General features: G+C 68.1%; 24 protein-coding genes. 13 read left to right on the top strand and 11 right to left on the bottom strand.

Going from position 1 to position 25655, the window contains the following annotated elements; translation table 11 throughout:
- Window positions 1–87: 87 nt before the first annotated feature.
- On the top strand, window positions 88–660 hold the full coding sequence (locus tag ACIRQP_RS30790) for a helix-turn-helix domain-containing protein (RefSeq protein ID WP_403895654.1): 573 nt from the start codon (window positions 88–90) through the stop codon (window positions 658–660).
- A gap of 43 nt (window positions 661–703) precedes the next feature.
- The gene (locus ACIRQP_RS30785) at window positions 704–1258 is read left to right on the top strand and encodes a YbaK/EbsC family protein (RefSeq protein WP_403895651.1); all 555 of its coding nucleotides are present in this window, start codon (window positions 704–706) and stop codon (window positions 1256–1258) included.
- A 40-nt stretch (window positions 1259–1298) separates the two neighbouring features.
- Here ACIRQP_RS30785 and ACIRQP_RS30780 read toward each other — a convergent pair whose 3' ends face one another.
- Window positions 1299–2273: a helix-turn-helix domain-containing protein gene (locus tag ACIRQP_RS30780; protein WP_403895648.1), complete on the bottom strand. Its 975-nt coding sequence runs from the start codon at window positions 2271–2273 to the stop codon at window positions 1299–1301.
- 188 nt (window positions 2274–2461) lie between these two features.
- Here ACIRQP_RS30780 and ACIRQP_RS30775 point away from each other — a divergent pair, with 188 nt between their 5' ends.
- Window positions 2462–2851, top strand: coding sequence for a peptidase inhibitor family I36 protein (locus ACIRQP_RS30775; RefSeq protein WP_403895645.1), 390 nt, complete (start codon window positions 2462–2464; stop codon window positions 2849–2851).
- Between the two features lie 291 nt (window positions 2852–3142).
- A complete protein-coding gene (locus tag ACIRQP_RS30770; RefSeq protein WP_403895643.1) occupies window positions 3143–4135 on the top strand; it encodes a hypothetical protein in 993 nt (330 codons plus the stop codon).
- A 16-nt stretch (window positions 4136–4151) separates the two neighbouring features.
- Here the strand turns inward: ACIRQP_RS30770 and ACIRQP_RS30765 are convergent, their stop codons facing one another.
- Complete coding sequence (locus tag ACIRQP_RS30765; RefSeq protein ID WP_403895641.1) at window positions 4152–4559, bottom strand: CoA-binding protein; 408 nt, start codon at window positions 4557–4559, stop codon at window positions 4152–4154.
- 190 nt (window positions 4560–4749) lie between these two features.
- Between ACIRQP_RS30765 and ACIRQP_RS30760 the strand changes: the two genes are divergently transcribed.
- Window positions 4750–5373: an NADH oxidase gene (locus tag ACIRQP_RS30760; protein ID WP_403895639.1), complete on the top strand. Its 624-nt coding sequence runs from the start codon at window positions 4750–4752 to the stop codon at window positions 5371–5373.
- Window positions 5374–5455: 82 nt separating this feature from the next.
- On the opposite strand, the gene ACIRQP_RS30755 is transcribed toward ACIRQP_RS30760, so the two are convergent.
- The 5 genes from ACIRQP_RS30755 to ACIRQP_RS30735 all read right to left on the bottom strand — a co-directional run bounded on the left by ACIRQP_RS30755 (window position 5456) and on the right by ACIRQP_RS30735 (window position 11231).
- Entirely contained in the window at window positions 5456–6067 is a 612-nt protein-coding gene (locus tag ACIRQP_RS30755) for a DNA-binding response regulator (RefSeq protein ID WP_382530583.1), read from the bottom strand.
- Window positions 6068–6114: 47 nt separating this feature from the next.
- Entirely contained in the window at window positions 6115–7374 is a 1260-nt protein-coding gene (locus ACIRQP_RS30750; protein WP_403895841.1) for a sensor histidine kinase, read from the bottom strand.
- Between the two features lie 130 nt (window positions 7375–7504).
- Window positions 7505–9856, bottom strand: a complete 2352-nt coding sequence (locus ACIRQP_RS30745) for a TOMM precursor leader peptide-binding protein (RefSeq protein ID WP_403895636.1) — start codon at window positions 9854–9856, stop codon at window positions 7505–7507.
- Window positions 9853–10029, bottom strand: coding sequence for a hypothetical protein (locus ACIRQP_RS30740; RefSeq protein WP_403895633.1), 177 nt, complete (start codon window positions 10027–10029; stop codon window positions 9853–9855). The genes ACIRQP_RS30745 and ACIRQP_RS30740 overlap by 4 nt, the downstream gene beginning before the upstream one ends.
- A 248-nt stretch (window positions 10030–10277) precedes the next feature.
- On the bottom strand, window positions 10278–11231 hold the full coding sequence (locus ACIRQP_RS30735; protein WP_403895631.1) for an ArsR/SmtB family transcription factor: 954 nt from the start codon (window positions 11229–11231) through the stop codon (window positions 10278–10280).
- A gap of 332 nt (window positions 11232–11563) precedes the next feature.
- Here ACIRQP_RS30735 and ACIRQP_RS30730 point away from each other — a divergent pair, with 332 nt between their 5' ends.
- The 4 genes from ACIRQP_RS30730 to ACIRQP_RS30715 all read left to right on the top strand — a co-directional run bounded on the left by ACIRQP_RS30730 (window position 11564) and on the right by ACIRQP_RS30715 (window position 15098).
- Window positions 11564–11965, top strand: a complete 402-nt coding sequence (locus ACIRQP_RS30730) for a cold shock domain-containing protein (protein ID WP_403895629.1) — start codon at window positions 11564–11566, stop codon at window positions 11963–11965.
- A 390-nt stretch (window positions 11966–12355) separates the two neighbouring features.
- Window positions 12356–13813 (top strand): aldehyde dehydrogenase family protein, encoded by a 1458-nt coding sequence (locus ACIRQP_RS30725; protein WP_403895627.1) that lies wholly within the window; start codon window positions 12356–12358, stop codon window positions 13811–13813.
- A gap of 30 nt (window positions 13814–13843) precedes the next feature.
- Complete coding sequence (locus ACIRQP_RS30720) at window positions 13844–14653, top strand: alpha/beta fold hydrolase (protein ID WP_403895625.1); 810 nt, start codon at window positions 13844–13846, stop codon at window positions 14651–14653.
- Between the two features lie 199 nt (window positions 14654–14852).
- Window positions 14853–15098, top strand: a complete 246-nt coding sequence (locus tag ACIRQP_RS30715) for an MbtH family protein (RefSeq protein WP_403895622.1) — start codon at window positions 14853–14855, stop codon at window positions 15096–15098.
- A gap of 170 nt (window positions 15099–15268) precedes the next feature.
- On the opposite strand, the gene ACIRQP_RS30710 is transcribed toward ACIRQP_RS30715, so the two are convergent.
- The 3 genes from ACIRQP_RS30710 to ACIRQP_RS30700 are packed head-to-tail and all read right to left on the bottom strand — an operon-like array spanning window position 15269 to window position 17363.
- Complete coding sequence (locus ACIRQP_RS30710; protein WP_403895620.1) at window positions 15269–16066, bottom strand: ABC transporter permease; 798 nt, start codon at window positions 16064–16066, stop codon at window positions 15269–15271.
- On the bottom strand, window positions 16063–16995 hold the full coding sequence (locus ACIRQP_RS30705) for an ABC transporter ATP-binding protein (protein ID WP_403895617.1): 933 nt from the start codon (window positions 16993–16995) through the stop codon (window positions 16063–16065). Before ACIRQP_RS30705 ends, ACIRQP_RS30710 begins: the two co-directional genes overlap by 4 nt.
- Entirely contained in the window at window positions 16995–17363 is a 369-nt protein-coding gene (locus ACIRQP_RS30700; RefSeq protein WP_403895615.1) for a hypothetical protein, read from the bottom strand. Before ACIRQP_RS30700 ends, ACIRQP_RS30705 begins: the two co-directional genes overlap by 1 nt.
- Before the next feature lie 86 nt (window positions 17364–17449).
- On the opposite strand from ACIRQP_RS30700, the gene ACIRQP_RS30695 reads away from it, so the two are divergent.
- The gene (locus ACIRQP_RS30695; protein WP_403895612.1) at window positions 17450–17857 is read left to right on the top strand and encodes a GntR family transcriptional regulator; all 408 of its coding nucleotides are present in this window, start codon (window positions 17450–17452) and stop codon (window positions 17855–17857) included.
- 44 nt (window positions 17858–17901) lie between these two features.
- On the opposite strand, the gene ACIRQP_RS30690 is transcribed toward ACIRQP_RS30695, so the two are convergent.
- Window positions 17902–18855, bottom strand: coding sequence for a winged helix-turn-helix domain-containing protein (locus ACIRQP_RS30690; protein WP_403895609.1), 954 nt, complete (start codon window positions 18853–18855; stop codon window positions 17902–17904).
- 290 nt (window positions 18856–19145) lie between these two features.
- Here ACIRQP_RS30690 and ACIRQP_RS30685 point away from each other — a divergent pair, with 290 nt between their 5' ends.
- From ACIRQP_RS30685 to ACIRQP_RS30675, 3 genes are all read left to right on the top strand, one after another.
- Window positions 19146–20294, top strand: a complete 1149-nt coding sequence (locus tag ACIRQP_RS30685) for a DUF1648 domain-containing protein (protein WP_403895606.1) — start codon at window positions 19146–19148, stop codon at window positions 20292–20294.
- Window positions 20295–20486: 192 nt separating this feature from the next.
- Window positions 20487–21842 carry a serine hydrolase domain-containing protein gene (locus ACIRQP_RS30680; RefSeq protein WP_403895603.1) on the top strand — a complete coding sequence of 452 codons (1356 nt, stop codon included), beginning with the start codon at window positions 20487–20489 and terminating at the stop codon, window positions 21840–21842.
- 112 nt (window positions 21843–21954) lie between these two features.
- Window positions 21955–25655 (top strand): amino acid adenylation domain-containing protein (locus tag ACIRQP_RS30675; RefSeq protein ID WP_403895600.1); only part of this gene is annotated, 3701 nt, incomplete at its 3' end.

The raw sequence follows: 25655 nt of genomic DNA, 5'->3' as shown, positions 1-25655 counted from the left end.
CCTCGCAGTACAGTGCGGTGAACGATGGGGTGCATCACACCGTAGTGCAGTCTATTGAACTATTCCATTGAATATATTGGACGGAATGTGTCGGACCTCGACCAGCTCACGCAGTCCCTCGCCCGCAATCTCAAGCGCTGGCGCGGTGAACGGGGCTTCACCCTCGACGCCCTGGCGGCCAGGGCGGGGGTCAGTCGCGGAATGATCATCCAGATCGAGCAGGCCCGTACCAACCCCAGCGTCGGCACCACCGTCAAACTCGCCGACGCGCTCGGCGTCTCGATCACCACGCTCCTCGACTACGAGCAGGGGCCGCAGGTCAGGATCGTGCCGGAGAGCCAGGCCGTACGGATGTGGTCAACACCCGCGGGCAGCAGCACCACGCTGCTCGTCGGCACCGAGGCCCGCGGACCACTGGAACTGTGGGAGTGGATCCTGCGGCCGGGGGACGCCAGCTCCTCCGACCCGCATCCGCCGGGGACCACCGAACTGCTCCATGTGACCACCGGCGAACTGACCCTCGTCGTCGACGGCGAGCCGCACACCGTACCGGCGGGCGCCTCGGTGGCCTTCGAGGCGAATGTGCCGCACGCCTACCGCAACGAAGGCGCCGAGACCGTCCAGATGATCATGTCCGTCTCGATTCCGCCCGTACGCTGAGACGCCCGGTTCGTGGTGACGGGGCGGCTGTTAGCGTGAATCCATGCGCGCTCCCCTGGGAAACTTCGACAACGCCAGACCCGCCCCTGACTGCCTCGAAGAACTGACGCCGCCCGTCGCCGACGCCGTGCGCGCCTGGCACGGCGACGTCCCCGCCGAACAACTGGTGTACGTCGACACCGACCCGGCGATCGCGGACACGGCGGTCTTCGCCGAGCACCACGGCCCCGGACTGCTCGACCGGTCCGCGAACTGTGTGGTCGTGGCGGGCAAGCGGGGCGGTGAGTCGACGCTCGCGGCGTGTGTCGTGCTCTCCCGCACCCGCGTCGACGTCAACGGCGTGGTCCGCCGACAACTGGGCGCGCGCAAAGCCTCGTTCGCCGCGATGGACACCGCTGTCGGTGAGACCGGCATGGAGTACGGAGGCATCACCCCGATCGGCCTGCCCGCGTCCTGGCCGCTGCTGGTGGACTCCGCGGTGCTCGACACCGAATGGGTCCTGATCGGCAGCGGCCGGCGCCGCGGCAAGCTGATCGTCCCGGGCAAGATCTTCGGCGGCCTGCCGGGAGCGGTGGTTCTGGAGGGCCTGGGCGTCTGACCGCGTCGGGGGTGCCCTGCTCCTCGCCACTGCCTGGGGATCACCCGTAGCGGGTCTCCTGGCGGCGATAGTCCACGGGCGGGAGGCCGTAGGCGGAGCGGAAGGTGCGGCTGAAGTGGGGGTAGTGGATGAATCCCCAATGGGCCGCGATGCGTTGGGCGGACAGATTCCGCAGGGCGGGATCGGCGAGGTCGCGGCGCACCCGTTCCAGACGCTGGCTGCGTATCCAGGCCGAGACGGTGACGCCGTCGGTATGGAAGAGGCGGTGCAGATAGCTGAGGGAGATCTGGTGTGCGGCGGCTATGGACGGTGGGGTCAGCCCCGGGTCGTGCAGATGCTGCTGGATGAACGCGCGGATCCGCAGTGTCAGGGAGCGGCCTCGGGCCTCGGGCGGCAGTGTGTCGTCGGCGTCGATGTGATGCGCCAGCACCGCGGAGATCAGATCGATGACGACCAACTCCAGACGAGGACCGTCGGCGAGGCCGTAGGAGGCGGTGTCCTGGACCAGGCGGGTGACGAGCCCTGCCAGAAGGGCGCCCGTGCCGTCGCGCAACGGCAGCGGCCGGGCCAGCAGCCGGTCGACTGCGCGCGCGGGCAGGGGCAGCAGCGCCTTGGGGACCTCGATCCCCACCATCCGGACGGGGGCCGGACTGTCGAGCACATGGATGTCGAACGGCCGTGAGGAGTCCACGACATGCATGTCGTGCGGGCCGTGGACGGTTTCCAGACCGACATGGGAGATGCCGTTGGTGCCCCGCAGCGGAAGGGTGAGGTGGTACAGCTCGGGATCGGAACGCCGGATCAGCTTGGCGGTCCGCCGGAAGCGCACCGACTGTACGGTCGTCGGCCATACGCATACGGAGCCGAGCTGAAGCAGCCGCATGTCCACCCGGAAGCCGGCGCTGTGTTCACTGCTCATGTCCATCGGACACAGCGCCTTGACCATGTGCTCGCGCCAGAGGTCGAACCGATCGGCCGCGGATAGATCATCGCTCCGGAACACCGTCTCGATCATGCGTTTCACTCTATCCGGCCCTGTGGACGCAGAGGCAAGCGTTGCGCACTCCCCGTCATGGACGGCCCGGACGGGAACGGCGAGAGTGGCTGACGAGCGAACGGAAACGAAAACGAAGGTGACGGGCGGCTCAATACCGTCTCTCTGTCATCGAACGTAAACACACCTTACCCCTGGGGGGAACACACGTGTCGTGGAAGAAGAGAACCGCCGGCACCGCTTCGGTCATGCTCTTGGCGGCGGGGGGCATGATGGCGACGGCGTCGCCGGCCGCCGCAGATGGCCCCTGCCCGGCGAATCGCGTCTGCGTCTACGACGCGACCAGCTTCGGTGGTCATCGCATTGCCAGCGGTAGCACCAACTCCTGTTTCTTCCCTCAGGACTTCACGTTCGGCACCATCGTGTCCTACGACAACAATCTGTCGGTCGACGCGAAGGTCTGGCACTACTACGCCGACGTCGGTGTCTACAAGGTGGCCCGTACGTTGGTGGGTGGTGGCTTCAGCAGCAATATCGGTGTCCCCAACCTGGGCGCCGCCTATGGCGACCTGGTGTGCATGGGCAACGCGCGCCCGTGAGTCCTGGGTTGGGGCTGTCTCCCAGCCGGCTCCTCCTCATTTCCGGGCACTGTGCTCTCCGGTGGCTGAGGTCACACTTCCGTCGGTACCTCAGCCACCGGGTGCAGCGGGAACGACCGGCAGGCACTGCTTGGGCGACCGCTCGGAGTGGAGTGGGAGCGGACAGGGATGGACAGGTACATGTGCACCATCGGGAACAGATATGTTCGCAAGGCTCTCACCGCCGTTCTGGTGGCGGTGCTACTCATGCCGCTTGGGCGGGCTCCAGCCGAAGCAACCGAAGCAGTCGGCGTGACCGAAGCGGCCGGCGTGACCGAAGCGGCCGCCGGTAGCGCCGGCCGTCTCACCCTGGCCGCTGACACGGACATACCCCGAGGTGCCACTGTCGACCTGCTGCGACGGACGATGACCCTTGCGGCTGGGGAAAAACGGCATCTGCGTGGCCGGCTCGAAGCCACCAGCAGCACGACCGGAATTGTCGGTCTGACTCAGCGCATCAGGTGCCTGAACTCAACGGGCCGGACCGTGCCCGTGGTCGCGGCGTCCGCCCGCAACCACGAAGGCAGTGACACAACCACGTACGCGACCCCAGGCCATCTGCCGCTCTACGCGGATCTGCTGTTCACCGCGCCGGCTGCCGGTGTCTACACCTGTGTGCTGCAGGGCACGGCCTACTCGACGCTGCCAGGCACCTACCACCTCACAGCGGTCGCCAACAGCACGTGGCTGGAAAGCGACGACACCGACCGGCGAGGTGCGCGCTGGTGGCAGAACCCTGCCTGCGAGAGTGCCGATACAGCCGGTGCGTGCACGTATGTCGGTGGCGGAGCGGCGCGACGGGATGCCTGGGTCTTCTACGACGACGGAACACCGGTCCACCAGTGGCAGGCACACCCGGACGCGGTCAGCGTCTCGGCACAAGCGAATGTCGAACTGACCACGTGCTACCGGGGAACCGCTTCCTGCGCCGAATCCATGCAGGTCCACCCGCGCGGTCAGAACGCGGTCGTGGACACCCGCTTCGAGTTCATCCAGCTCGATGCCACCGCCCATGCCTGCCGGACCCACAGCGCGCCCGCCCGTCGGACCGTCACCGACGACGCGCACCACGCCGTCGGCTACTCCGCCCAGTCCGACATCCCCATCGACCCCGCGTGCGGCACCCGGACATTCCTGATGCGCGTCTACGTGAAACACGTATCCGGACAGACCGTCAAGGTCGACGGGGTGCAGAGCGGCATCACGTCCCTCACCAACGGCATCGCATTCAACAACTTCGGCTAATGGCCTTCGTGATGAGCTAATCCAGGGAATTGATCTCGATCGCCGGGCATCGGTCCATGACCATGTCGAGGCCGGCCGCGCGGGTGCGGTCGTATGCCTGTTCGTCGATCACCCCGAGCTGGAACCAGACGGCCTTCGCCCCGATCGCCGTCGCCTCGTCCGCGACGGCGCCCGCCAGGTCGCTGTTGACGAAGACGTCCACGACATCGACAGGGAACGGGATGTCGGCCAGCGAGGCGTAGCCCTGCTCGCCGTGGACCGGCTCGGCCTTCGGGTGGACCGGCACGACGCGTTTGCCGAAGCGCTGGAGCACCTCCGCGACGCCGTAGGCCGCGCGGGACCGGTTGCCGGACAGTCCGACCACGGCCCAGGTGTCGCCGCTCTGCGTGAGAATCTTCCGGATCGTCTGCGTGTCTGCGTACATGGTTCGAACAACCGCACATTGTGCCCGGTCATTCCGCAAGGCGCCGCGCCCGCGCCCCCCGCGTGAAATCTCCACATCGGATTCGTGACATTCTCGCTCCCCCCGGCCTCACCGGCCCCCACATACTGATCGGTACATGGCCGTTTCAAGACGAGGGGCAGCATTGGGAACGGCGGATGAGCATCGAACAGTGAACCTCTGGTCGCTGAGCGAGGATGTCGCCGTCGCCACGGAAGCCGGCGGCCAGACGCTCGTCCTGACCGGGCGGTGGGGGACGGAGCGCATCGGAGACGCGCACCCGGTCGTCCACGAGGCGCTGCGCCGGATGCAGCTCGGGCCCGTTCTCCTCGCGAATCTCGAACCCCGGCCGGGCGGAATCGTGCCCCGGGCCCCTACGTATCTGGTTCTGCTGCCGGTGCTGAAGAGGCTCTCCCACCTGGTCGTCCGCACGCTCGGTCTGGACGATCTCAAGGGGCCGCTGCTCTCGGTGTTCCCGGTCGCCCGGCCCGCTCCCTTCGCCCCGGTACGGCTGCCGCCGAAGCGCCGCATCCGGATGCGGCGCGGGGTGTCGTTCACCCTGGAGGCGGCGGGGTTCGCGCTGGAGGCGGTCGGCTCTCCGCACCGGGTGCTGCTGCACCGCCCCGAGGCGGCCTGGGTGGTCGGCGTGCTGGCCTGGCCCATCACTCCGGATCAGGCATCGGACGCTCTGCCGCTGCCTAGATCGGTGACCCGGGGCATCATCGAGTATCTGGCCGCGGCCGGTATGGCCACACCGGTCGATGACTTCGACAGCGACGTGGACGACATCGCCTGAGCGCGGTCGCCGGCGCGTGGACGGCGGCGGTGTGTGGATGGGGACGGCGGCGCGTGGACGGCCCTGCTTCCGTAGCGCCGCCCTAAAGCAGCCAGTCCGCCTCCTGCGCGATCCTGATCGCGTCCACGCGGTTACGCGCGTTGAGCTTGGCCACGATCGTCGTCAGATAGTTCCGTACGGTGCCCGGCGACAGATGCAGCTCCCGGGCGATCTCATTGGCCTCCGACCCCTCCGCCGCCATCCGCAGCACCTCCGTCTCCCGCTCGGTCAGCGGCGACTCGGCGCCGTCCCATGCCGAGAGCGCGAGCTGAGCGTCGATCACCCGGTGTCCGGCGACCACCCGCCGTACCGCGGTGGCCAGTTCCTGGGGCGGCGCGTCCTTGAGCAGATAGCCGGAGACATGCGCCGACAGCGCGCGCCGGAGCGTTCCCGGCCGGCCCAGGCTGGTGAGGATCAGCGTCCGGCACTCGGGCAGCGACTCCCGGAGCCGGGCGGCCGCCGTCAGTCCGTCGATCCCCGGCAGATCGATATCGATGATCGCGATATCGGGTCGGTGCTCCAGCGCGGCCGGCAGGATATGGTCGCCGCGCTCCAGTTCACAGACGACCTTGAGATCGCTCTCCAGGTTCAGCAGAGCGACCAGGGCTCCGCGGACCATGTTCATGTCTTCGGCCAGCAGAATGCGGATCGCCATGAACGGGGTCTCCTCCTCGGTTCCAGCAGGGCACGTGGTGGTGCCGCTCAGGCCGCCGAGCCCTGGGCGTAGATGTCGTCGTCCACATCGGGTACCTCTCTGATCAGATGGGCGGGCGCCTCGGCCATCAGATGGAAGGTGCCGTCGGCGCCGCGTGCGATGGAGAGCCGGCCCGACACGGCCCGCAGCCGCGTCTCCAGGTTCCCCAGACCGCTGCCGCTGTGCGGCGAGGAGTCGCGGTACGCCGGGTCGACACCGTCGTTGGACACGGACAGCCGTATCAGTCCGCCTTCTTGAACGGCCTCGATATCGCAGACACCCGCGCGTGAGTGCCGCAGCAGATTGGTGATCGCCTCCCGCAGCACGGCGGCGAGTACCGTGTCGACCTGCTGGCTGATCTTCCCGAGCCGGATGGTGGCCCGCACCCGCACATCGGCGGCGGCGAGCAGGGACTGCGCCGAACCCAGCTCCTGTTCCAGCGAGAGTCCGCGCAGCCCGCTGGCGACCGTACGCACATCGGCGAGCGACTGCCGTGAGATCGCCAGCACTTCGCTGATCTCGTCCATCGCGCGTCGTGGATGCGTCGGGACCAGCCGGTGGATCAGCTCGCTCTTCAGGGTGATCGCGGAGAGGCTGTAACCCAGCAGATCGTGCAAGTCCCGTGCGAATCGCAGCCGTTCCTGGGTGACCGCCATACGGGTCAGTTCGATCCTGGTGTCGTGCAGCGCCCGTACCAGCTCGGCCATCCGGGAGAGCCCGTACACGACGAGCCCGGTCAGCAGGGTCGACTGGCACAGATAGAACGCCTCGCCCAGGGGGAGGCGATCCACGATCGGGGGGATGAGCATGCTGATCCCCACGGCACCATAGGCGAACCAGGCCCGTCGGCCGGGCAGGAGGAGCAGCAGGGATCCCGCGAGGAATCCCGCCATCGCCCCCCACTGGGAGTGGAAGACCGTGATCGGCAGATAGGTGAGCAGCGCCTGCGTGCCCAGCGTGACCGACTTCTGCCAGGTGGGGGCCCGGCGGGCCATGGGACTGGAATGTCTCAGCTGCAGCAGAAAGATGAGCAACATGCCGGTGAGGGACGCGGTGAGGGAGACCGTACTGTTGTTCGCTCCCACGAGATTGATGATGGTGACGCTCAGATAGCCGAGAAGAGCGATCGTCAGAATGACCCGGGCCAGTTGAGGAGCCGGTAGATCCGGTGGCGTCGTGGGGCCGCGCGTCACCTCGTCCTTCTCCCCCGGCCGGACATTCTCAGTGGATCCGTCATCGCGACTTCGCATGATCGTTTGTCTTCGCAGCCTTCCCCGTCGAACCTCCGTGCTACGTGAAGAGCGTAAGTGATCGTCGTGAAGGATGTGCTGAGATCGGGTGGAGCCGGGACGAAATCGTCCGTCCGTTACGCGGACTTTACGCGTCCGCTCGTGAGGGTCACACGAATAGTGGTATGGGGTTCAACTGGCCATAAGGAGTGGGCTCGGAGCATCTCCCCAGCTCCACCGGTGTGTTGAACAGCCGGCCGGGCGCGTACCGGGGCCAGAAGGGCCGCAGCCCCGGGACGATCACCTTCACAACGGGGAGTTCCAGGTCCGGTCGGCTCTGGTCGAGCACTAGCAGTTCCATAGCGCGCGAGCGCGTCAACTCCGTGATGGCGGCGACGTCTTCCCGTAGATCACCGGTCGGAACATAGGCCCAGTCGCGAGGACCGCGGGCCGGCACGCACCGATCCGCCCGCAGATAGGGGCGGTTGGCAGCCGTGGAGTGTCGCCACCAGTCCAGCGGCTCGGGGTCGGTGACGCGGTAGCCGCCGCCCTCGGGCGTCACCTCGCTGACGAGGGGCAGCAGTTGGCCCATCTCCGTCAGGGCCCGGCGCAGCGCCAGCCGAGGGTCGAAGTGGGCGCCGAAGCCGAAGACGATGTCCTCGGCCGGCTTGTCCGTACGCCGGGACAGGGCCGCGATCACCGGGATGCCGAAGTCCGAGGTGACGTCCAGGGCCCACACCTCGCGGCCCACCGTACGGTAGCCCTCGCGCAGCCGCTCGATGTACGGCTCGCCGAAGGCGTCGAGATCGATACCGGGCTGCCGGGTCCGGTTGTACCACCACAGCGCCACGGCGTCCCGCTCCACCAGTTCCAGGAACCCCTGGATCAGGGCGTCTTCGGGGCTGCTGCCGGCCGCGTTGCCGTTGGAGTCGGCACACAGGCCGTCCGGTGCCTCCTCCTCGCCGAAGTACAGCATGGAGGTCGGCAGCAGCCGTTGGGTCTGTCCGGTCAGCGACCACACAGGGGTCCAGTCGGTGGGGCGACGCGTGTCGAACGGCGGTGGTACGTGGTGCAGCCGGGAGCCGCCCGCGTTCCACCGCTCCCTGTCCCGCAGCTGCCGATCGTCGAACAGCTGGCAGGAGTTGGGGTGGATCGCGGCCTCGCCCAGGGCGTGGAGGGAGTCATGGATCACCGGCTCGTCGCCCTGCCGGGTCCCGCTGTAGCGCTCCACCGCCTCACCCAGCGCGCTCGTACGGGCCTCCGCGTCCGTGAGCCCCTTGCCGCCGCTGAGGGAGCGCAGCCCGGCCCGCAGCCCCGCCAGGGTCCCGCTGCGCATGGCCAGATTCTGGCCGGAGAGAAAGGCGTTGACGAACTCCGGGCTCCCCGGCGCGCGGCGGATCTCCTTGATGATTCCGGTGACGGGATCGACCAGAGACCCATAGCGCTCCAGCATCTGAGCGGGGGTCAGCGCCCGGTGGCCGTTGAGGTCCTGTACGGCCTTGGGCCGCGACACCGGGGTGAACGGAGCGTCGACGCGCCGGGCCACGAGGCCGGGATCCCCGCAGGCCGCGCACTGCGGCAGCCGGGCCACGGGATGGGCGGTGGTGTGCAGCCGCAGTGTGTCCAGTGTGTTCACGGAGCCGTGGGAGGCCGTCCGTACTCCCGCCAGCCACTTGGCGGCCTCCAGTACGGCGAGTTGTACGGCGATGCCCCTCACCGCCGCCAGTGTGGCGTGCGGCCGCTGCGGCGGTCCCTCCAGTCCCAGTGCGCGCTGGAGGGGGCGTTCGGAGGAGCGGTGACCGCGCAGCCGGGTCGCCAGACAGTGCCAGCACGGGCCTTCGCCGGGGCGGAAGACCGGTCCGATCCAGGGAGTCGCGGAGCCCACGGCCACCAGTAGCCACGGCGTTCCGGTCGCGCGATGCCCGGCATCGACCTCGCGCAGCCGGGGGGAGAGATAGTCGTCGCACAGAACGAGCGAGAGGTCCGCGTCCGTGCCCGGAGGCGCGAGCGCCAGCCCCGAGGCGCGGCACGCGGCGCCGACCTGCTCCAGGTCGACATCGGTGAGGGCCACCGGGCGTACCGACGTCCTGGCGAGCGTGTCCAGCGTATGTACGCCGTCCAGCCCGGCCAGATCCCAGTACGCCTCGGCGGCCGGATCGGGGCAGGGGGGTAGGGCCGGGCTCTCCGGTGCGGCCGGGCCTCGCACCGCTGCCGGCCCCTCCGCCGGGGCCGGGCGCAGCCGAAGCAGTCCCGCCGCGTCGAGGGCCCGCAGCGAGGCGGCGGCCTCCTCGGCGGTCAGCGCGGGAGCCGCGTCCCGCAGTACCCCGTCAGGGCTGCGGCTGCCATCGAGCAGTGGTACCAGCACTTCGCTGTGGTCCCCGTACAGCGCGGTGACACCGCGCTGGGACACCAGATAGGCCGCCTCTCCCGGTACGACCGACGCGCGCAGATGACTCTTGAAGCCAAGACGCGCACCGTCGCCGGCCGACGGCCGCCGGCCGTTCCCCCCCGCCTCGGTCATCCCTGGTGCTGCTCGTGCCCGTGGAAGGCCGGGGCGACGGGAGAGGCGTTGATGCAGATGCTCAGCAGGGCGACGCCCTGCTCGGGCATCGAGTCGAGGTCCTCGATGACGAGATGACGCCCGCCCGCCACCGGTCCGTCGGAACCGAGGAGGGAGGTAATGGCGTTGCTCATGGCGATCGTTCCCCTTTCATTGCTGTCAGTTGTCGTGCGGTCGGAAGTCGTGCTGCCGGTCGGCCGTCGTGATGACTGGTGGCCGACTCCTGCGAGATTGATTCTGCGCACACCCTTGTGACGGATAAACAGTCCCGCATTCACTGCCAGGATATGAAGTTCTCACGTCCCGGCCGGGCTATTTACCCACCGCCAAAGCATGTGGAGTTTAAATACGGATCGATCCTACGTTCTTCGGACGCGATGGTTCAGTTCACGGAGGCCGAACGCGTACCGAGACGAGCCGGAGAAGGGGCCTTCCGCAGCCGGCCGCCGAGCAGCGCCATTCCGAGCGGCGTGACCGAATGGAGGGCGCAGTTCCGTACCCGTCGGGTGGTGATCAGCCCGGACTCCCGGAGCACCGAGGCGTGTTGGCTCGCGCTGCCGGGGGAGACCCCGAGCCGCGCGGCGAGCTGGCTGGTGGTGCAGGTGTTGGTCAGCGCGCGCAGGGCGGCGGCGCGCGTCTGGCCGACGAGTGCGCTGAGCGCCTGTCCGCCGGTGACCTCCGGGTCGTCCGGGATCGCGAACAGACCGGCGACATCGGGCGGTACGGCGAAGACCAACGCGGGCTGGTCGCTGTCACGTTCGGAGGCGATGACCCGGCCGACCAGCCCCGGCAGGAACGCCGACGGGTTGAGCAGCAGCCCTTGGCCCCTGAGATGGACGTCCAGCTCCAGCCCGTCGTGTATCTCCAGCACCGGCGGGTTCCATACGATCCGGGGGTGCAGCGTGGCGAGCAGTTGCTCGACCCCGCCCGTCATGGCGATACGTCCGTGCGCGTCGCACTCACTGTCGAGCCGCTCCAGAATGCTGTCCCAGTACGGGGCGACACCGGCTCGCCACATGTCCACGGCCAGCCGGGTCGCGTCCGTACGGGTCAGGGAGAGCGCGGCGAGCGCCGAGGTGTCCGCGTTCGGCGAGGAGTCGAGCAGGAACAGCAGGTCGTCCGGCGCCTTGAGGGCCCGGAGCAGTGGGACGAGCGGTCTGTTGAGGGAGGAGGTCTCGCGTAGCCGGCCGAGTACGTCGCCTCGCCATCGCGCGTAGTCGGCGTTTCGGGATTGAGTGAGCACACCGAGCGCGAAGACGCCCTCGGCGACGGGTCCGAGTGTGCTCTGCAGCCGGGTACGGGCGAGATCAGCCGCGGTGAAATGGATTCTCTGCATGTAACGCCCCCGTAAGCAAGTGGTGAATCCGTGGCGTCGGCAGTACGGCCGACAATACGCTCGCCGGTACACGGTGGGCACGGCGTGCGCGGATCGCTGGCCCGGCTCTCCGGAGGCCGCACCGGTATGGCGTGCACCAAGGGGGAGGAACCGGGACTCACCGCCGACGGTGCCACGCCCTGAGCTGTGCAGACAGTGTCCGCGTCCTCGAACCGTCATGGCCGATTCACTGCCCGGATCATGAATTCTTCAGGGGTGGCGCGACGGCGTGCGGCGTACCATCCTGTACAGGCTGAATCATGGCTGGTTGTGGTGGTCGCGGAGGTGCGGTTGTGCTGAAGACGGGGAAGATCCAGCGGTTCGACGAGACGCGTGGGTACGGATTCATCAACCCGGACGAGGGGGGTGAGGATGTGTTCATGCACGCGAACGATCTGCTGGACGAGAAGTACCTGTACCAGGCGGGTCGGGACGTCGAGTTCTTCGTCGAAATGGGCGACAAGGGCCCGAAGGCGTCGGAGATCCGCCTGATCCATCAGCCCTCGGGACGCCGGCCCGAGCACCTGGGAACGGACGGCGCGGCGGCGGAGGACCAGCCGGGCGTCGCCGCGTTCCGGAGCGAGCTGACCGACGTGCTCCTCGACGCCGACGGGTCTCTGACGGCCGATCAGATCAAGCGGATCCGCGCGCGGATCGTCGAACTGGCCCGTACGCACGGCTGGATCAGCCATTGACCGCCGTTGTGGCGATCAGCGACTGAACCTTGAGGCGGCCGCTCACCGATCGGTGGTGACGGCCGCCCTCACGGGCAGGTGGGCGTCTGTTTCCCGCTCGGGGGCCGGAATTCCGCGGAATTCCCCATCGCACAGAAATGGCCGCTCAATCGGGAGTTTCGGCCGAGCCCAAAATGAACAGTTCGGCGGAGTCCCGCCGGGCCCGTGAATACAGGGCATTTGCCGTCAACAGAAACTGTGGCCGCGCTGGTTTCTCTGTGGTTACGTTGTCCGGGCAGGAACGTGAAGTTCTCTGCGGGAGGTCGGGAGTTGCTGGACGACCTGCCGGGATGAAGGCGCGTCACTGTGCTCCAGAGGCCGCGCCTCAGCGACCGCCGTAGGGGAGTAGCTGTGATCAGCGAATCCGTGGAGGAAGCCGTACGCCGAGCCCGAGCGGCGGTTGCGGAAGTGGCGTCATGGTCGCAGGCCGACACCGACAGGGCCGTCATGGCCGTCGGCTGGCACTGCTATCGGGAGGAGACCGCGCGCGGACTCGCCCGCCTCAGCCACGAGGAGACCGGGCTCGGGGACATCGAAGACCTGTACACCCTGCAACGCAGACGCGTGCTGGGGATCCTCAACGATCTGCACGGCGCACGGACCGTCGGCGTCGTCGAGGAACAGCCGGATCTGGGGCTCGTCAAGATCGCGAAACCGCTCGGGGTGATCGCCGTCGCCAGCCCCGCGACGGCTCCGGCCCCCGGCATCATCTGCAACGCGCTGCCGATGCTGAAGACCCGGAACGCGGCGGTCTTCAGCCCCAACCCCCGCGCACACCGCAGCGCACTCGCCACACTGGACGTCATGCGCGCCGCGCTCGCGGAGATCGGGGCGCCTCCCGACCTGGTGCAGTGTCTGCCCGTGACCGGCCGTGAGGTCGGCGAACAGCTCATGGCCGCCGCCGACTCCGTCGTCGCCATCGGCGGGGCCGGGACGGTACGGCGCGCCTACCGCAGCGGTACGCCGGCGATCGGCGCCGGCGTCGGGAACCCGACCGTGATCGTGGACGAGACCGCGGATCTTGAGGACGCCGTCGGCAAGATCCAGCACGGGGCCGGGTTCAACCACGGCACTTCTTGTTCGTCCGAGAGCAATGTGCTCGTGCACCACTCCATCGCCGCCGCGTTCGAGGAGACACTGGCACGCGCCGGCGCCCATCTCTGCACCGAGGAGGAGGCCGCCCGTGTCGTCCGGCTGCTGTGGCCGGACGGCAGCGCACTCAACCGCGAGATGATCGGCCGCCCCGCCGCGGACATCGCACGGGCCGCCGGGGTCACCCTCGACGCCTCGGAGAAGGTGACCGTCCTCGCCGTCCGGTGCGCCGACCCCTGGCAGGACTCCCCGACGCTGCGGGAGAAGCTCTCCCCCCTGCTGGCCGTCTCCGTCTACACCGATTTCGACGAGGCCGTACGGCTGGTGCAGAACATCTCGGAGCGCTGCGGCCTCGGGCACAGCTGCGCCGTGCACACGGCCAGGGCGGACCGGGTCATGCGGCTGGCCGAGGCCGTCTCGCACTGCCGTGTCGTGGTGAACCAGTCGACCATGACCAACACCGGCAGCCTGGCCAGCGGCGTACCCTTCACCACCACGCTCTCCAGCGGGAGTTGGGGAGGGTCGAGTGTCGCGGGCAATGTCACCTGGCGGCACTTCCTCAACCACACCACCGTCTCCAGGCCCATCCCCGAACGCGTCCCCGACGAGGCGGCGCTCTTCGGCGCGTACTGGGAGGGCGCGCGGGGTGCGGGGGCGCGGGGCGCCCTGTCGGCGGCGGACCCACTGCCGGACGCCTTGTCGGTGGCGGACGCCTGATCCGGAACGACAGCAGAACGGAGAACGTACGTGCCGATCAGCCGCATCAACGGAATCAACCTCAGCTTCGAGGACACCGGCCACGGGGAACCGGTGGTGATGGTGATGGGTTCGGGTGCGGGCGGCCGTTCCTGGCACCTCCACCAGGTGCCCGCCCTCACGTCGGCCGGCTACCGGGTGATCACCTTCAACAACCGGGGGATCCCGCCGACCGACGCCTGCGCCGAGGGCTTCACCATCGAGGACCTGGTCGGCGACACGGCGGGGCTCGTCGAGCGGCTCGGCATCGGTCCCTGCCGGCTCGTGGGCACCTCCCTCGGCGCCCATGTCGCCCAGGAACTCTGCCTGGCCCGCCCGGAGTTGGTCAGCCAGCTCGTACTGATGGCCACACGCGGTCGCACGGACTTCATGCGCCGGGCGCACGCGCGAGCGGAACGGGAGTTCCACGACAACGGTGGCACGATGACACCGCTGTACGGGGCCACCCTCCGCGCCCTGCAGAATCTGTCCCCCGCGACCCTGAGCGAGGACAAGGAGGTCCGGGACTGGCTGGACATCTTCGAACTCGCGCCCGTGTCACAGCTGCCCGGGTACCGCGCCCAGCTCGATATCGACATCACCACCAACCGGCTGGACTCCTACCGGGGAATCGACAGGCCCTGCCTCGTCATCGGTTTCTCGGACGATCTGATACTGCCCCCGCACTTCAGCCGCGAAGTAGCCGACGCGATACCGGGATCCCGTTATACGGAGATCCGTGACGCCGGTCACTACGGCTATCTGGAACGCCCCGACGGAGTCAACGCCGCACTGCTCGAATTCTTCGCGCGGAACAGCTGATCCGTCGAGGTCGGACACATCGTGTCACCGCACCGTCCACGCACCATCCACCCGCCTATTGGCATACATCGAATATCAGGTTCCGGCTGGGGACCCTTTGGTCCCAGGCAAAACAGTTGAACCGGCTGAAGCGGCTGGGAGATCATGCCGCGGGGGGCCGGGGGAAGTCCGGAACCCGGACATGGGGAAGGGAAAACTCATGGAGAACCCGTTCGACAACGACAACGGCTCCTTCTACGTACTGGTCAACCACGAGAACCAGCACTCGCTGTGGCCCACGTTCGCGAACGTCCCGGACGGCTGGACGGTCGTCTTCGGCGAGGACGGCCGGCAGGCCTGCCTCGACTACGTGGAGAAGAACTGGACGGACATGCGGCCCGCCAGCCTCATACGGGAGATGGAGGGCGAGACGGTATCGGCCGGAAAGGCCGGCGTCCCCGCCTGACGGACCGGACGCCACAGCCGCGTCCGGCAAGGCCGGGAACGGCTGGGCAAGTGGAGCAGGAGCAGCGCGGGTGCCCCGGAATGCGGTCCGGGGCACCCGCCCTTTGCGTGTACGGGCGATCGCCGGGGGAAGGGAGTCCCGGCAATCGCTCCGTACCCGCGGTCCGGCCGTCAGACCACGTCCCGTCGCATGGGTACCAGTACGGCCACGGCCGCCGCGACGAGAGCGTAACCCGCCAGCAGCAGTCCACCGCCCACCGGTGACAGCAACGACACCGGACTCGTGGACAGTTCGTCCGCCAGGACATCAGCGAGATAGGTGAAGCTGGTGAGCGAGGCCGTCGCACCACCCGGCAGCAGCGGGTAGAGCAGATTGACCCCGGGGATCATCATCAGGATCAGCTCACCCATGTAGAGATAGCCGATCACCACCGCGAGGGCCACGATCTGATTGCGGATCAGCGCTCCCATCGCCACCCCGAGCAGGGTGTAGACCGCCATCGTCAGCGCCAGTCTGAGCAGCAGCTCGATCACCGTGCCGGTAGCCAGCCCGGGAGTGACCCCGCGGGCGGCGAGCGCCCCGAAGAACCCCACGCCCGCGCTGCCGGTCTGCACCAGCCCGTACACCAGACCGGCCACTCCGAAGGTGACCAGCTTGGCGGTGAGCACCTGCCAGCGCTGCGGGGCGAAGAGGAAGGTGAAGGTGGCCGTACGGTGCCGGTACTCCGACGTCATGGCCAGCGTGCCCAGCGCCGCGGGGACGAAGACCGTGAAGCCCAGCATCCCGAAGACGGACAGGACACCGTCCTTCGTCTCCAGCCCCGGCATGGGCGGCGAGAAATTCTCCGGTCCGACGGCGGTCAGCAGCCCGACCATGCCACCGCCCAGGACGACGGCGGTCAGCAGCGCCCACAGCCACATACGCGTGGCCAGCAGCCGGCGGAACTCCGCCTTGATCAGTGCGTTCATCGGGCCTCCCTCTCGCTGTCCGCGGTCAGTTCGAAGAACAACTGCTCCAGACTCGTGTCCTCGGTGAGCAGCTCATGCACCCGCAGCCCCGCGGCCGACGCCAGATCGGCGATCTGCGCGGTCGCGAGCCCGTGCACCCGCAGTGCGCCGTCGTGCCCCGTCTCGACGCTCTGCGCGGCCGCCCCGTCCGACGTGCCCCGCAGCAGCACCTCCTTGAGCGCCTCGGCGTCGGGGGAGCGGACCAGTACGGTCGAGGGCCTGAACCGCTCCATCTCCCGCAGCGGGCCTGACGCGACGAGCTTGCCGCCCCGGATCATCACGATGTCGTCCACGATCTGCTGGACCTCGCTGAGCACGTGGCTCGACACCAGTACGGTGCGCCCCTCGTCGGCGAGTTCGCGCAGAAAGCGGCGCAGCCACGCGATGCCCTCGGGATCGAGGCCGTTGCTCGGCTCGTCGAGCAGCAGCACCCGCGGATTGCCCAGCAGCGCGGTCGCGAGACTGAGCCGCTGCTTCATGCCGGTGGAGAAGGTGCGGGTCTTGCGGTGCGCGGCGTGCGCGAGGCCGAGCCGGTCGAGCAACTCCTCGACGCGGCCCGCCGGATGGCCGCCCATGGTGCGGTAGATCCGCAGATGGTCGCGTGCCGAGTGATTGGGGTGGAAGGCCGAGGCGTCGAGGACCGCGCCGACGATCTCGGAGGGCCGGTGCAGCTCCCCGTACCGTTTGCCGCCGATCGTGGCGGTGCCCGCGGTCGGGGTGACCAGACCGAGGATCATGCGCATGGTCGTGGTCTTGCCGGCGCCGTTCGGGCCGAGGAAGCCGGTGATGACGCCCGGCTCCACGGAGAAGCCGAGACTGTCCACCGCGGTGACCGGCCCGAACCGCTTGGTCAGGCCGGTCACTTCGATCCGGTAGTTCGGTTGATTCATCAGCTCTTCCCCCTGCGCTGTCCGACGAGTTCGGCGAGCTGGTCCGCGTCGTCGAGCGAGAGAACCAGCTCGTCGACCTTCTCACCGTCAGGGGTGCGGTCGAGGAGGATATGCAGACCGGGCTTGCCTCGATAGGCGGCCACGAGCTGACGCGGCCCGACCATGACGCCCCAGAAGCCGATCTTGGCGAACCCCGAGACGACCAGGCCGTTGCGGGTGCCGTGGGCGACGCTCAGTGGACGGTCGACCCGGGTCACCTGGCGGACGCTCGCCAGCGGAACGGTCAGTGAGCTGCGGTGGAGCCAGGTCTGCTCCCGCCGGCTGAACTCGACCGTCAGCTCCGAGCCTGAAATCTTCATCTCTGCCATGGGATTCATCCCTCCCTCTGGGACCCGGTGTGCGGTCCTGCCGTGGCCATCTGTTCTAGTAGTTGTATATCAGATAGAGTGGGCTTGTGCATCTAGTACTCGATCTCGACAGTGAGGTCCCGATCTACCAGCAGATCCGGGACCGGGTGGTGGAAGCCATCGCCGACGGCGTGCTGGCGCCTGGCGCGTCCCTGCCCTCCACCAGGCAGTTCGCCGTCGACCTGGCGATCAACTTCCACACCGTGAACAAGGCGTACGACCTGCTGCGGCGCGAGGGCATCATCCGCATCAACCGCAAGAGCGGAGCGGTGGTCCACCCGGACGTGCGGAGGGCGACGGCGGAACTGCGGGTGGGGGTCGACTGGGAGCAGCGGCTGCGCACACTCCTGGCCGAAGCGGTGGTGCGAGGTATTCCCGAGGAGGAGATCTTGACGTACGTGGGGACGACCCTGAACGAGTTCGCCGAGCGGAGCGAGGGAGGTGATGAAGGATGAGGGAGTCCTGGCGGCTCCGGTGGGCCCCGGCGGCCTCTCGCGGGTCAGGAGCGGTGGGGGAGCGGCCTGAGCGCCGGCCCCTTGAGGAGAGCCTCGCCCAGCGGCGTGAGGGTGTGGATCGCATAGCTGCGTGTACGTGTCGTCGACACCAGTCCGGCGTTGCGCAGTACGCTCGCATGCTGGCTCGCCGAACCGGCCGACACCCCCACATACTGGGCGAGTTCGGTCGTCGTGCGGCTCTCGGTGAGCGCTTGGAGCACCGCGGAGCGCGTGCTCCCGACGAGAGCGGACAGTGACTCTTTCGGTTGGGTGAGGTTCCACAGAGCGGAGGCCATCATGGGGTCGGGATGTACCGGGTAGACCAGGATCGGCGCTCTCTCCGGGGCCGCCTGGTTGAGAAAGAGACGCGGGGGACCGGACAGGAACAGAGAGGGCGCCAGCAGCAGACCGGCACCGCGCAGCCGTACCTCGCCCGGCAGCTCCCGGTCGCTCGGGATCGTCAGGACGGGCGGCTGCCAGCGGATCCCCTCGTCCACGACACGGAACAGCTCGTGCATACCGTCGGTGAACATGAGCCGGCCGGTCGCCTCGCGCTCGCTCTCCAGAAAACTGTGGATCCGGGGCCAGTACGGCTGGACCGCCTCCTCGGCGAACTCGCGAAGAAACGCCGGAAGATGAGGGGAGGAGGCTTGGGTGGACGGTGCTTGGGCGGACGGTGCTTGGGTGAAGGACGCTTGGGCGAAGGACGCTCGGGCCGGCGGAAGGCCGCTGACCTCGGCTCTCACCTTTCCCGACGCCGACAGAGTGATCGACAGCAGACCGGGGGCGGCGGCAAGGCTCTCGGCCAGGCCCAGCAGCTGATGGAGGCGCCGGCCCTGTCTGACCTTGACGGCCCTGCGCCATTCCGAGAACGCGTCGTCGGTATTCCGGTGAAGAACTCCCAGCGCGAAAAGAGACTCGGGGACGGGCCCGAGAGATCTGCGCAGTCGGAAATTCATTACGTCCTTGAAGGTGAAATGAATTCTCTGTGTGTGACCCGTCGGCCCGTCATTTCTGCGTTCCCCTCTCTTCATGCCCGAGTGAACCCCCGTTCGCTCTTCCTGGATCTCCAGGTCAGTCGTGCACCGTGGTACATGACCATGATGCACGACGGGCACATGGCCGCGCAGTGAATACCGATCGGTAATAATTCCCGGGCAATTCCCGGGGAAACCCGCTCGACCTGCGGGTTTCAGTCCTGGCCAAAGGCGCTTGCAAGACAGGCGGCCGATGCGAGAAATTGGATTAGGTGAACACCGTGCTTGTCAGCCTGCTCGTCAATTCCGGGATCCTGCTGGCTCTGGGGGCCACCCTCTACGCCGCACCGAGCCCGTTGCTCAACCCTCACTCGGTACCCTTCGGCGTACGGGTCCCGCCGGACAAGGCGGACGCCCTCGAAGTAACCGAACAACGCCGTCGCTACCGCGCCCTGTTACTGCCGGCCACCCTCATCGTCACCGTGACCGCCCTCGTCGTCGGCGCCGTGCTGGACAGCGTCGCGGTCGGCGGCGTGGCGGCGCTCGTGCTCTGCGCCATCGCTGCCGCACTGTGGCTGAGCGCACACCGCGCCCTCGCCCGCGCGAAGGAGCGGGGCAACTGGTACGAGCACGTACGGCAGGGCGTGGTCATGGACACCTCCCTGCGCACCGACCCCGTACGGCTCCCCTGGGCCTGGACGATTCCCTCGCTCGTGGTGGTCGTCGTGACCGCCGTCGCCGGCGCGATCGTCTACCCGCAGCTGCCCGAGATGATGGCGCTCCCGGAACGCGCTTCGGGCGGGACCGTGTACCGCGAGATCACGACCACCTTCTGGACCGCGTTCAGCCTGGTCTTCGCCCAGATCCTGCTGACCGCCACGGTCATCGGGACGGTCGCCGCCGTACTGCGCGCCCGCGCGGACCTGGATGTCTCGCGGCCCCGGAGCAGCGCCGCCAGGCACCGCCGCTATCTCAGCCTGACGGCACGCAGTCTGCTGGGCATCGCCGCACTGCTCAATCTCATGCTGCTCGGGCTGTCCGGGATGATGTGGAGCGACAGCCGCTCCGGCGCCGTGCTGTCCCTGGTCATCGGCGTACCACTGATCGCGGCCGTCGCCGTGTCCGTTCCGCTCGTACGCATTGGACCCGGGGGCAGCCGGCTCGCGCTGGAAAGCGGGGACGGCCCCGGCGGTCTCGATGGCTCGGACGAAGGAACCGGGCTGGTGCCGCGCGACGACGACCGCCACTGGTACGGAGCCGGCACCGTCTACGCCAACGCCGACGATCCCGCCATCCTCGTGCCCCGGCGCGTGGGCACGGGCTGGACCGTCAACGTGGGCAATCCCCGATTCCTGATCATCTCCGCGGCGGTGCTCGCGATCGCGGCGGGAGCGACGGTCGTGTCCGTCGCCGTGGGATAGCCGGTACAGCTCGCAGACGTACGTGGTGAGGAGGGCCGTCCCGGATCGCCCGGGGCGGCCCTTCCGTCGGCACTGACCAGGTAATCCACTCTGACCAGGGGTTTTCCACTGCCGTCGAAGATGATTGCGGAAGCGGGGCCGGAGGGAGAGCCTGGGGACAATGAGACACCGGACAGCGGGGGGAAGTCTTCAGTGGGTACGAGCGGATCACCGGGCCGCGTCGCGGAAATATTCGAGGAGCTCGCGCGCGAACATCATGTGACAGGCGCGCAGTTGGCCCTCTACCGCGACGGCGCCCTGACGGAGCACACGGTCGGTGTCGAATCCGTCCGGACGAAGAATCCGGTGACAGCCGACACCGCCTTCCCCTTCGGCTCCGTGACGAAGTTCTTCACGGCCGGCCTCGCCATGCAGTTCGTCTCCGACGGCGACCTCGACCTCGACGAACCACTGTCCGGACTCGTGCCCGAGCTGAAGAGCGCGACCAATCCGCTCATCGGAACCGGCACGGTCCGTCAACTCCTCAGCCACACGGCCGGCCTGGCGGACAGCATCGAGTACGCCGACATGCGCGGCCCCTCGTACCGGCGCTTCGCGACCGTATGCGGGGAAGAGCCGAACCTCTTCCCGCCCGGCCTCGCGTTCTCGTACTCCAACACCGGATACTGCCTGCTCGGCTCCGTCATCGAGGCCGTGTCCGGAATGGACTGGTGGACGGCGATGGACAGTTGCCTGTTGCGCCCACTGGGCATCGAGCCCGTGTTTCTGCACGACCCCAGGCCCGGGGCGGACCAGCCGGTCAGAACCAGGGCCGAGGGGCACGCGATACGCGCGGGCAGCGACGAGGCCGAGCCGGTCGACCATATGACGGCCCTCTCCCTGGCGGCGGCCGGCGGCCTCGCCGGGAGCGCGCGGGACCTGGTCACCACCGCCCGACTGCACCTCGACGACCGTGACACCTTCGCCCACCGCCGGCTGCTGCCGGAGGACGCGATCCTTCAGATGCGGGAGAGCGTGCCGGACGCCGAACCGTTCGGTCTCGCGGACGCCTGGGGCCTGGGCCTGATGTGCCACAGGAACGGGGACGACGCGTGGTTCGGCCACGACGGAGCGGTGGGCGGGGCCACCTGCAACCTCCGTATCCATCCTGGTAGCAGCACGGCGCTCGCCGTGACCACCAACTCCACGGCGGGGCCCAAGCTGTGGGAGGACCTGGTGGGGGAGTTGCGCGCGAACGGGCTCGACCTCGGTCACTACAGCCTGCCGCACCCCGAGGCCCCGCAGGTCGGCGACCTCGGTGACTATCTCGGCAGCTACACGAACGGCGATCTGCTGCTGATGGTTGTCGCCGACGGCTCGGGAGAGCTGTTCCTCACCCGCGAGGACTACTCGGACTACCTGCTCACCATCCACGAGGACGACCTCTTCGTCGCTCGGGACCGGGTCCACGACGCCCTGCCGATCGTCGGGAGGTTCGTCAGGGAGCGTGCGGGCGGACCGGTCGCCCTCCTCCAGTACGGCGGCCGGGCCCTGCAACGACGGAGCTGAGAGCCGCCCGAACCGCGCGCGTGCCCACGGCGACACAGTCACGAGATATACGGGGAAAACAACGATGTTCGAGGGTGGGCAGTCGATGCCGTCAGTCCAGCACGTATCGATCGTGAGTGAGTTCGGAGACCGACTGGCGGAGTCGCCGGGTGCGGTGGCTGTGGTGTGTGGTGATGTGTCGTTGACGTACGGGGAGTTGGAGGCTCGGGCGGGGCGGTTGGCGCGGGTGTTGGTGGAGTGTGGTGTGGGTGTCGAGTCGCGCGTCGGGCTGCTGTTGGAGCGGTCGGTCGATGTGGTGGTGGCGATGTTGGCGGTGGTGAAGGCGGGGGGTGCGTACGTTCCGTTGCATGCCGGGTATCCGGATGAGCGGATACGGCAGGTGCTGGGGCGGAGCGGTGCGGTGGCGGTGGTGACGGACCGGTCGGTGGATGAGGTCGGCGGGGTTCGGGCTGTGCGCGTGGATGCTGAGCCGGTGGGTGAGGTGGGGCTTCCGGTGGGGGTTCCTGCGGGTGCTCTGGCGTATGTGATGTTTACGTCGGGGTCGACGGGTGTGCCGAAGGGTGTGGCGGTGACGCATGGGGACATTGTGGCGTTGGCGGCGGACTCGCGTTGGTCGTCGGGTGCGCATGGCAGGGTTTTGTTTCATTCGCCGCATTCGTTTGATGCGGCGACGTTTGAGGTGTGGGTGCCGTTGTTGAGTGGTGGGACGGTGGATGTGGCTGAGGCTGAGTTGAGTGTGTCGGTGGTGCGTGCGGCGGTGGTGCGTGGGGTGGCGGGGCTGTTTTTGACGAAGGCGTTGTTCGATGTGCTGGCGGAGGAGGATGCGGGGTGTTTTGCGGGTCTGGGTGAGGTGTGGACGGGTGGTGAGGCGGCGTCGGGTGTGGCGATGGGGCGGGTGCTGGAGGCGTGTCCGGACACCGAGTTGGTGCATGTGTACGGTCCGACGGAGTCCACGACGTTCGCTGTGTGCGGGCCGGTGGAGGCCGAGGATGTCTCGGCCTCGGCTGTCCCGCTCGGGGGTCCGATGGACAACACGTCCGCGTACGTCCTTGACGGCTCGTTGCGGCCGGTCGGTATCGGTGTGCCCGGGGAGTTGTATCTCGGTGGTGCTGGTCTGGCGCGTGGCTATGACGGTCGTGCGGGGCTGACGGCCGAGCGGTTTGTGGCGGATCCGTTCGGTTCGGGCGAGCGGTTGTACCGGACCGGTGATGTGGTGCGGTGGCGGTCGGATGGCCGGCTGGACTTCCTTGGCCGGAACGATGGTCAGGTGAAGGTGCGGGGCTTTCGTATCGAGCTCGGTGAGATCGAGTCCGTACTGTCGCGTCACTCTGCCGTAGGGCGGGTCTCGGTGATCGTGCGCGAGGACCGTCCGGGATCGAAGCGCCTGGTCGCCTACCTCGTACCGTCCGGCGATCTGGACGTCACCGGCCTACGTGAGCACACCGCCGCGCTTCTGCCCGAGTACATGGTGCCGTCGGCCTTCGTCGTACTGGACGCGCTGCCCCTGACCACGAACGGAAAGGTCGACCAACGAGCGCTTCCGGCCCCCGATGTCGGGGCGGCCGGGGATTACGTGGCCCCCCGTTCCGACATGGAAGAGCTCCTCTGCGAGGTCTGGGCCGAGGTTCTCGGGGGTGACCGCGTCGGCATTCATGACGACTTCTTCGCTCGCGGTGGGGACTCCATAACCGGCCTCAAAGTGGTGACTCGCGTCCAGAAGGCGCTTGGGTGCGAGCTGTCGACAAGGACGGTATTCGATCACCCCACCGTCTCCGCGATGGCAGAGGCCGTGGCACAGGCCGTGGCACAGGCACAGACGCGGGGACCCGCTCACGCTTCGTCCCGGGCTACCTCGATCGTGCCCGTATCCCGCGACCGTGAGCTTCCGCTCTCGTACGGCCAGGAACGCCTCTGGTTCCTCGACGACTTCACTCCCGGCGGCGTCGAGTACAACACCGGGCTGGCGCTGCGTCTCACCGGCTCCCTGGACATGGCCGCTCTGCGGGCCGCTCTCAACGGCCTGACCGCGCGGCACGAGGCGCTGCGCACGACATTCGGTGGTGGAGTGCAGACGGTGCATCCCACGCTGACCGTGCCTCTGCGCGCCGTCGACCTGTCGGCGAAGAACGACGCGGACCGCACGCACGCGCTGGACGAGGCGCTGAGGACCGAGCAGTCGACGCCGTTCGACCTCGCAGCCGGGCCCCTGTTCCGTGCACTGGCGGTAAACCTCGGGGCGGAGGAACACGTCCTCGTCCTGTCGATGCACCACATCGTCACCGACGGCTGGTCGATGGGCGTCATCACGCGTGAGCTGGGCGCCCTCTACGCCGCTGCCGTACGAGGTGAGGACGCGGACCTCGCGGAGCTGCCGGTGCAGTACCCCGATTTCGCCGTATGGCAGCGCGACCGGCTGACCGGCGACGCGCACGCACGCCAACTCGACTACTGGCGAGAGAAGTTGGACGGTCTGGAACCGCTGGAGCTGCCGACGGACCGGCCACGCCCGGCGGTGCGCAACTCGGCCGGAGCACTCCACACCTTCGAGGTGCCGGGCGAGCTGGTCCGGCGTCTCACGCGTTCCGGGCAGAGGCATGGGGCGAGTCTGTTCATGGTGCTGACCGCGGTGACGCAGTTGCTGTTGTCGCGGTACAGCGGTCAGCGGGATGTGGCGGTGGGCACGGTCGTGTCGGGGCGTGAGCGGGCGGAGTTGGAGGGGCTGGTCGGGTTCTTCGTCAACACCCTCGTCCTGCGGGCACGCATCGATCAGGACCGGCACTCCTTCGATGATCTCCTTGACCACGTTCGTACGACGGCCCTTGATGCCTTCGCGCACCAGGAGGTGCCGTTCGACCGGGTGGTGGACGCGCTCGCACCGGACCGCGATCCGAGCAGGACCCCGCTGGTGCAGGCCTTGATCGTCCTCCAGAACTCGGTCGACGTGGAAGGCAACTTCGCGGGGCTGGCCGCGCGGCGTGAGCCCGTACCGCGTGAGTCGTCGCGATTCGACATCACGCTGGAGTTCTGGGAATCCCCGAACGGACTCGCCGCGGAACTGGAATTCAATACGGATCTGTTCGACGTGGAGACCGTCGAGCGGTTGTGTGGGCATTGGCTGGCGTTGGCCGATCGGGTGACGGCGGATCCTTCGGTGCCGCTGGTACGGGTGGGGATGTTGGGTGGGGTTGAGCTTGAGCGGTTGTTGATGGGGTGGGCGGGTCCGGGGGTTGGGGTGGGTGAGCGGTCGGTTGTGGAGTTGATTCGGGATCGTATTGTTTCGGTTCCTGGGGCGGTTGCGGTGTTGGGTGAGGGTGGTGTGTCGCTGTCGTATGGCGAGTTGGGTGTGCGGGTGGATCGTCTGGCGGGGTATTTGGTGTCGTTGGGTGTGGGTGTGGAGTCGCGGGTGGGGGTGTGTCTGCCGAGGTCGGTGGATTTGGTGGTGGCGGTGCTTGGGGTGTTGCGGGCGGGTGGTGCGTATGTGGCGTTGGATCCGGAGTATCCGGCTGATCGGCTGGAGTTCATGAAGGCTGACAGCGGTGTCCGGGTGGTGGTGGACGAGGCGATGTTGGCCGGTCCGCTGCTGGAGGATTCGGACGCGCGGCTTGCCCTGTCGGCGTCCGGGTCCGTGTCGTTGTCGTCGGCGGCGTATGTGATTTATACGTCGGGTTCGACGGGGCGGCCGAAGGGTGTGGTGGTGCCGCATGCGGCGATGGCTGGTTTGGTGGGGTGGGCGGTGTCGTTGGGTGTGGAGCGGTTTTCGCGGACGTTGTTCTCGACGTCGTTGAATTTTGATGTGTCGGTGTTCGAGTTGTT

Origin of the sequence: Streptomyces sp. NPDC102274 (genome assembly GCF_044766385.1) — a bacterium.
In the GTDB taxonomy this organism is placed as follows: domain Bacteria; phylum Actinomycetota; class Actinomycetes; order Streptomycetales; family Streptomycetaceae; genus Streptomyces.
Note: the sequence above shows the minus strand (reverse complement) of the source record. Positions and strands in the feature narration are given on the sequence as shown.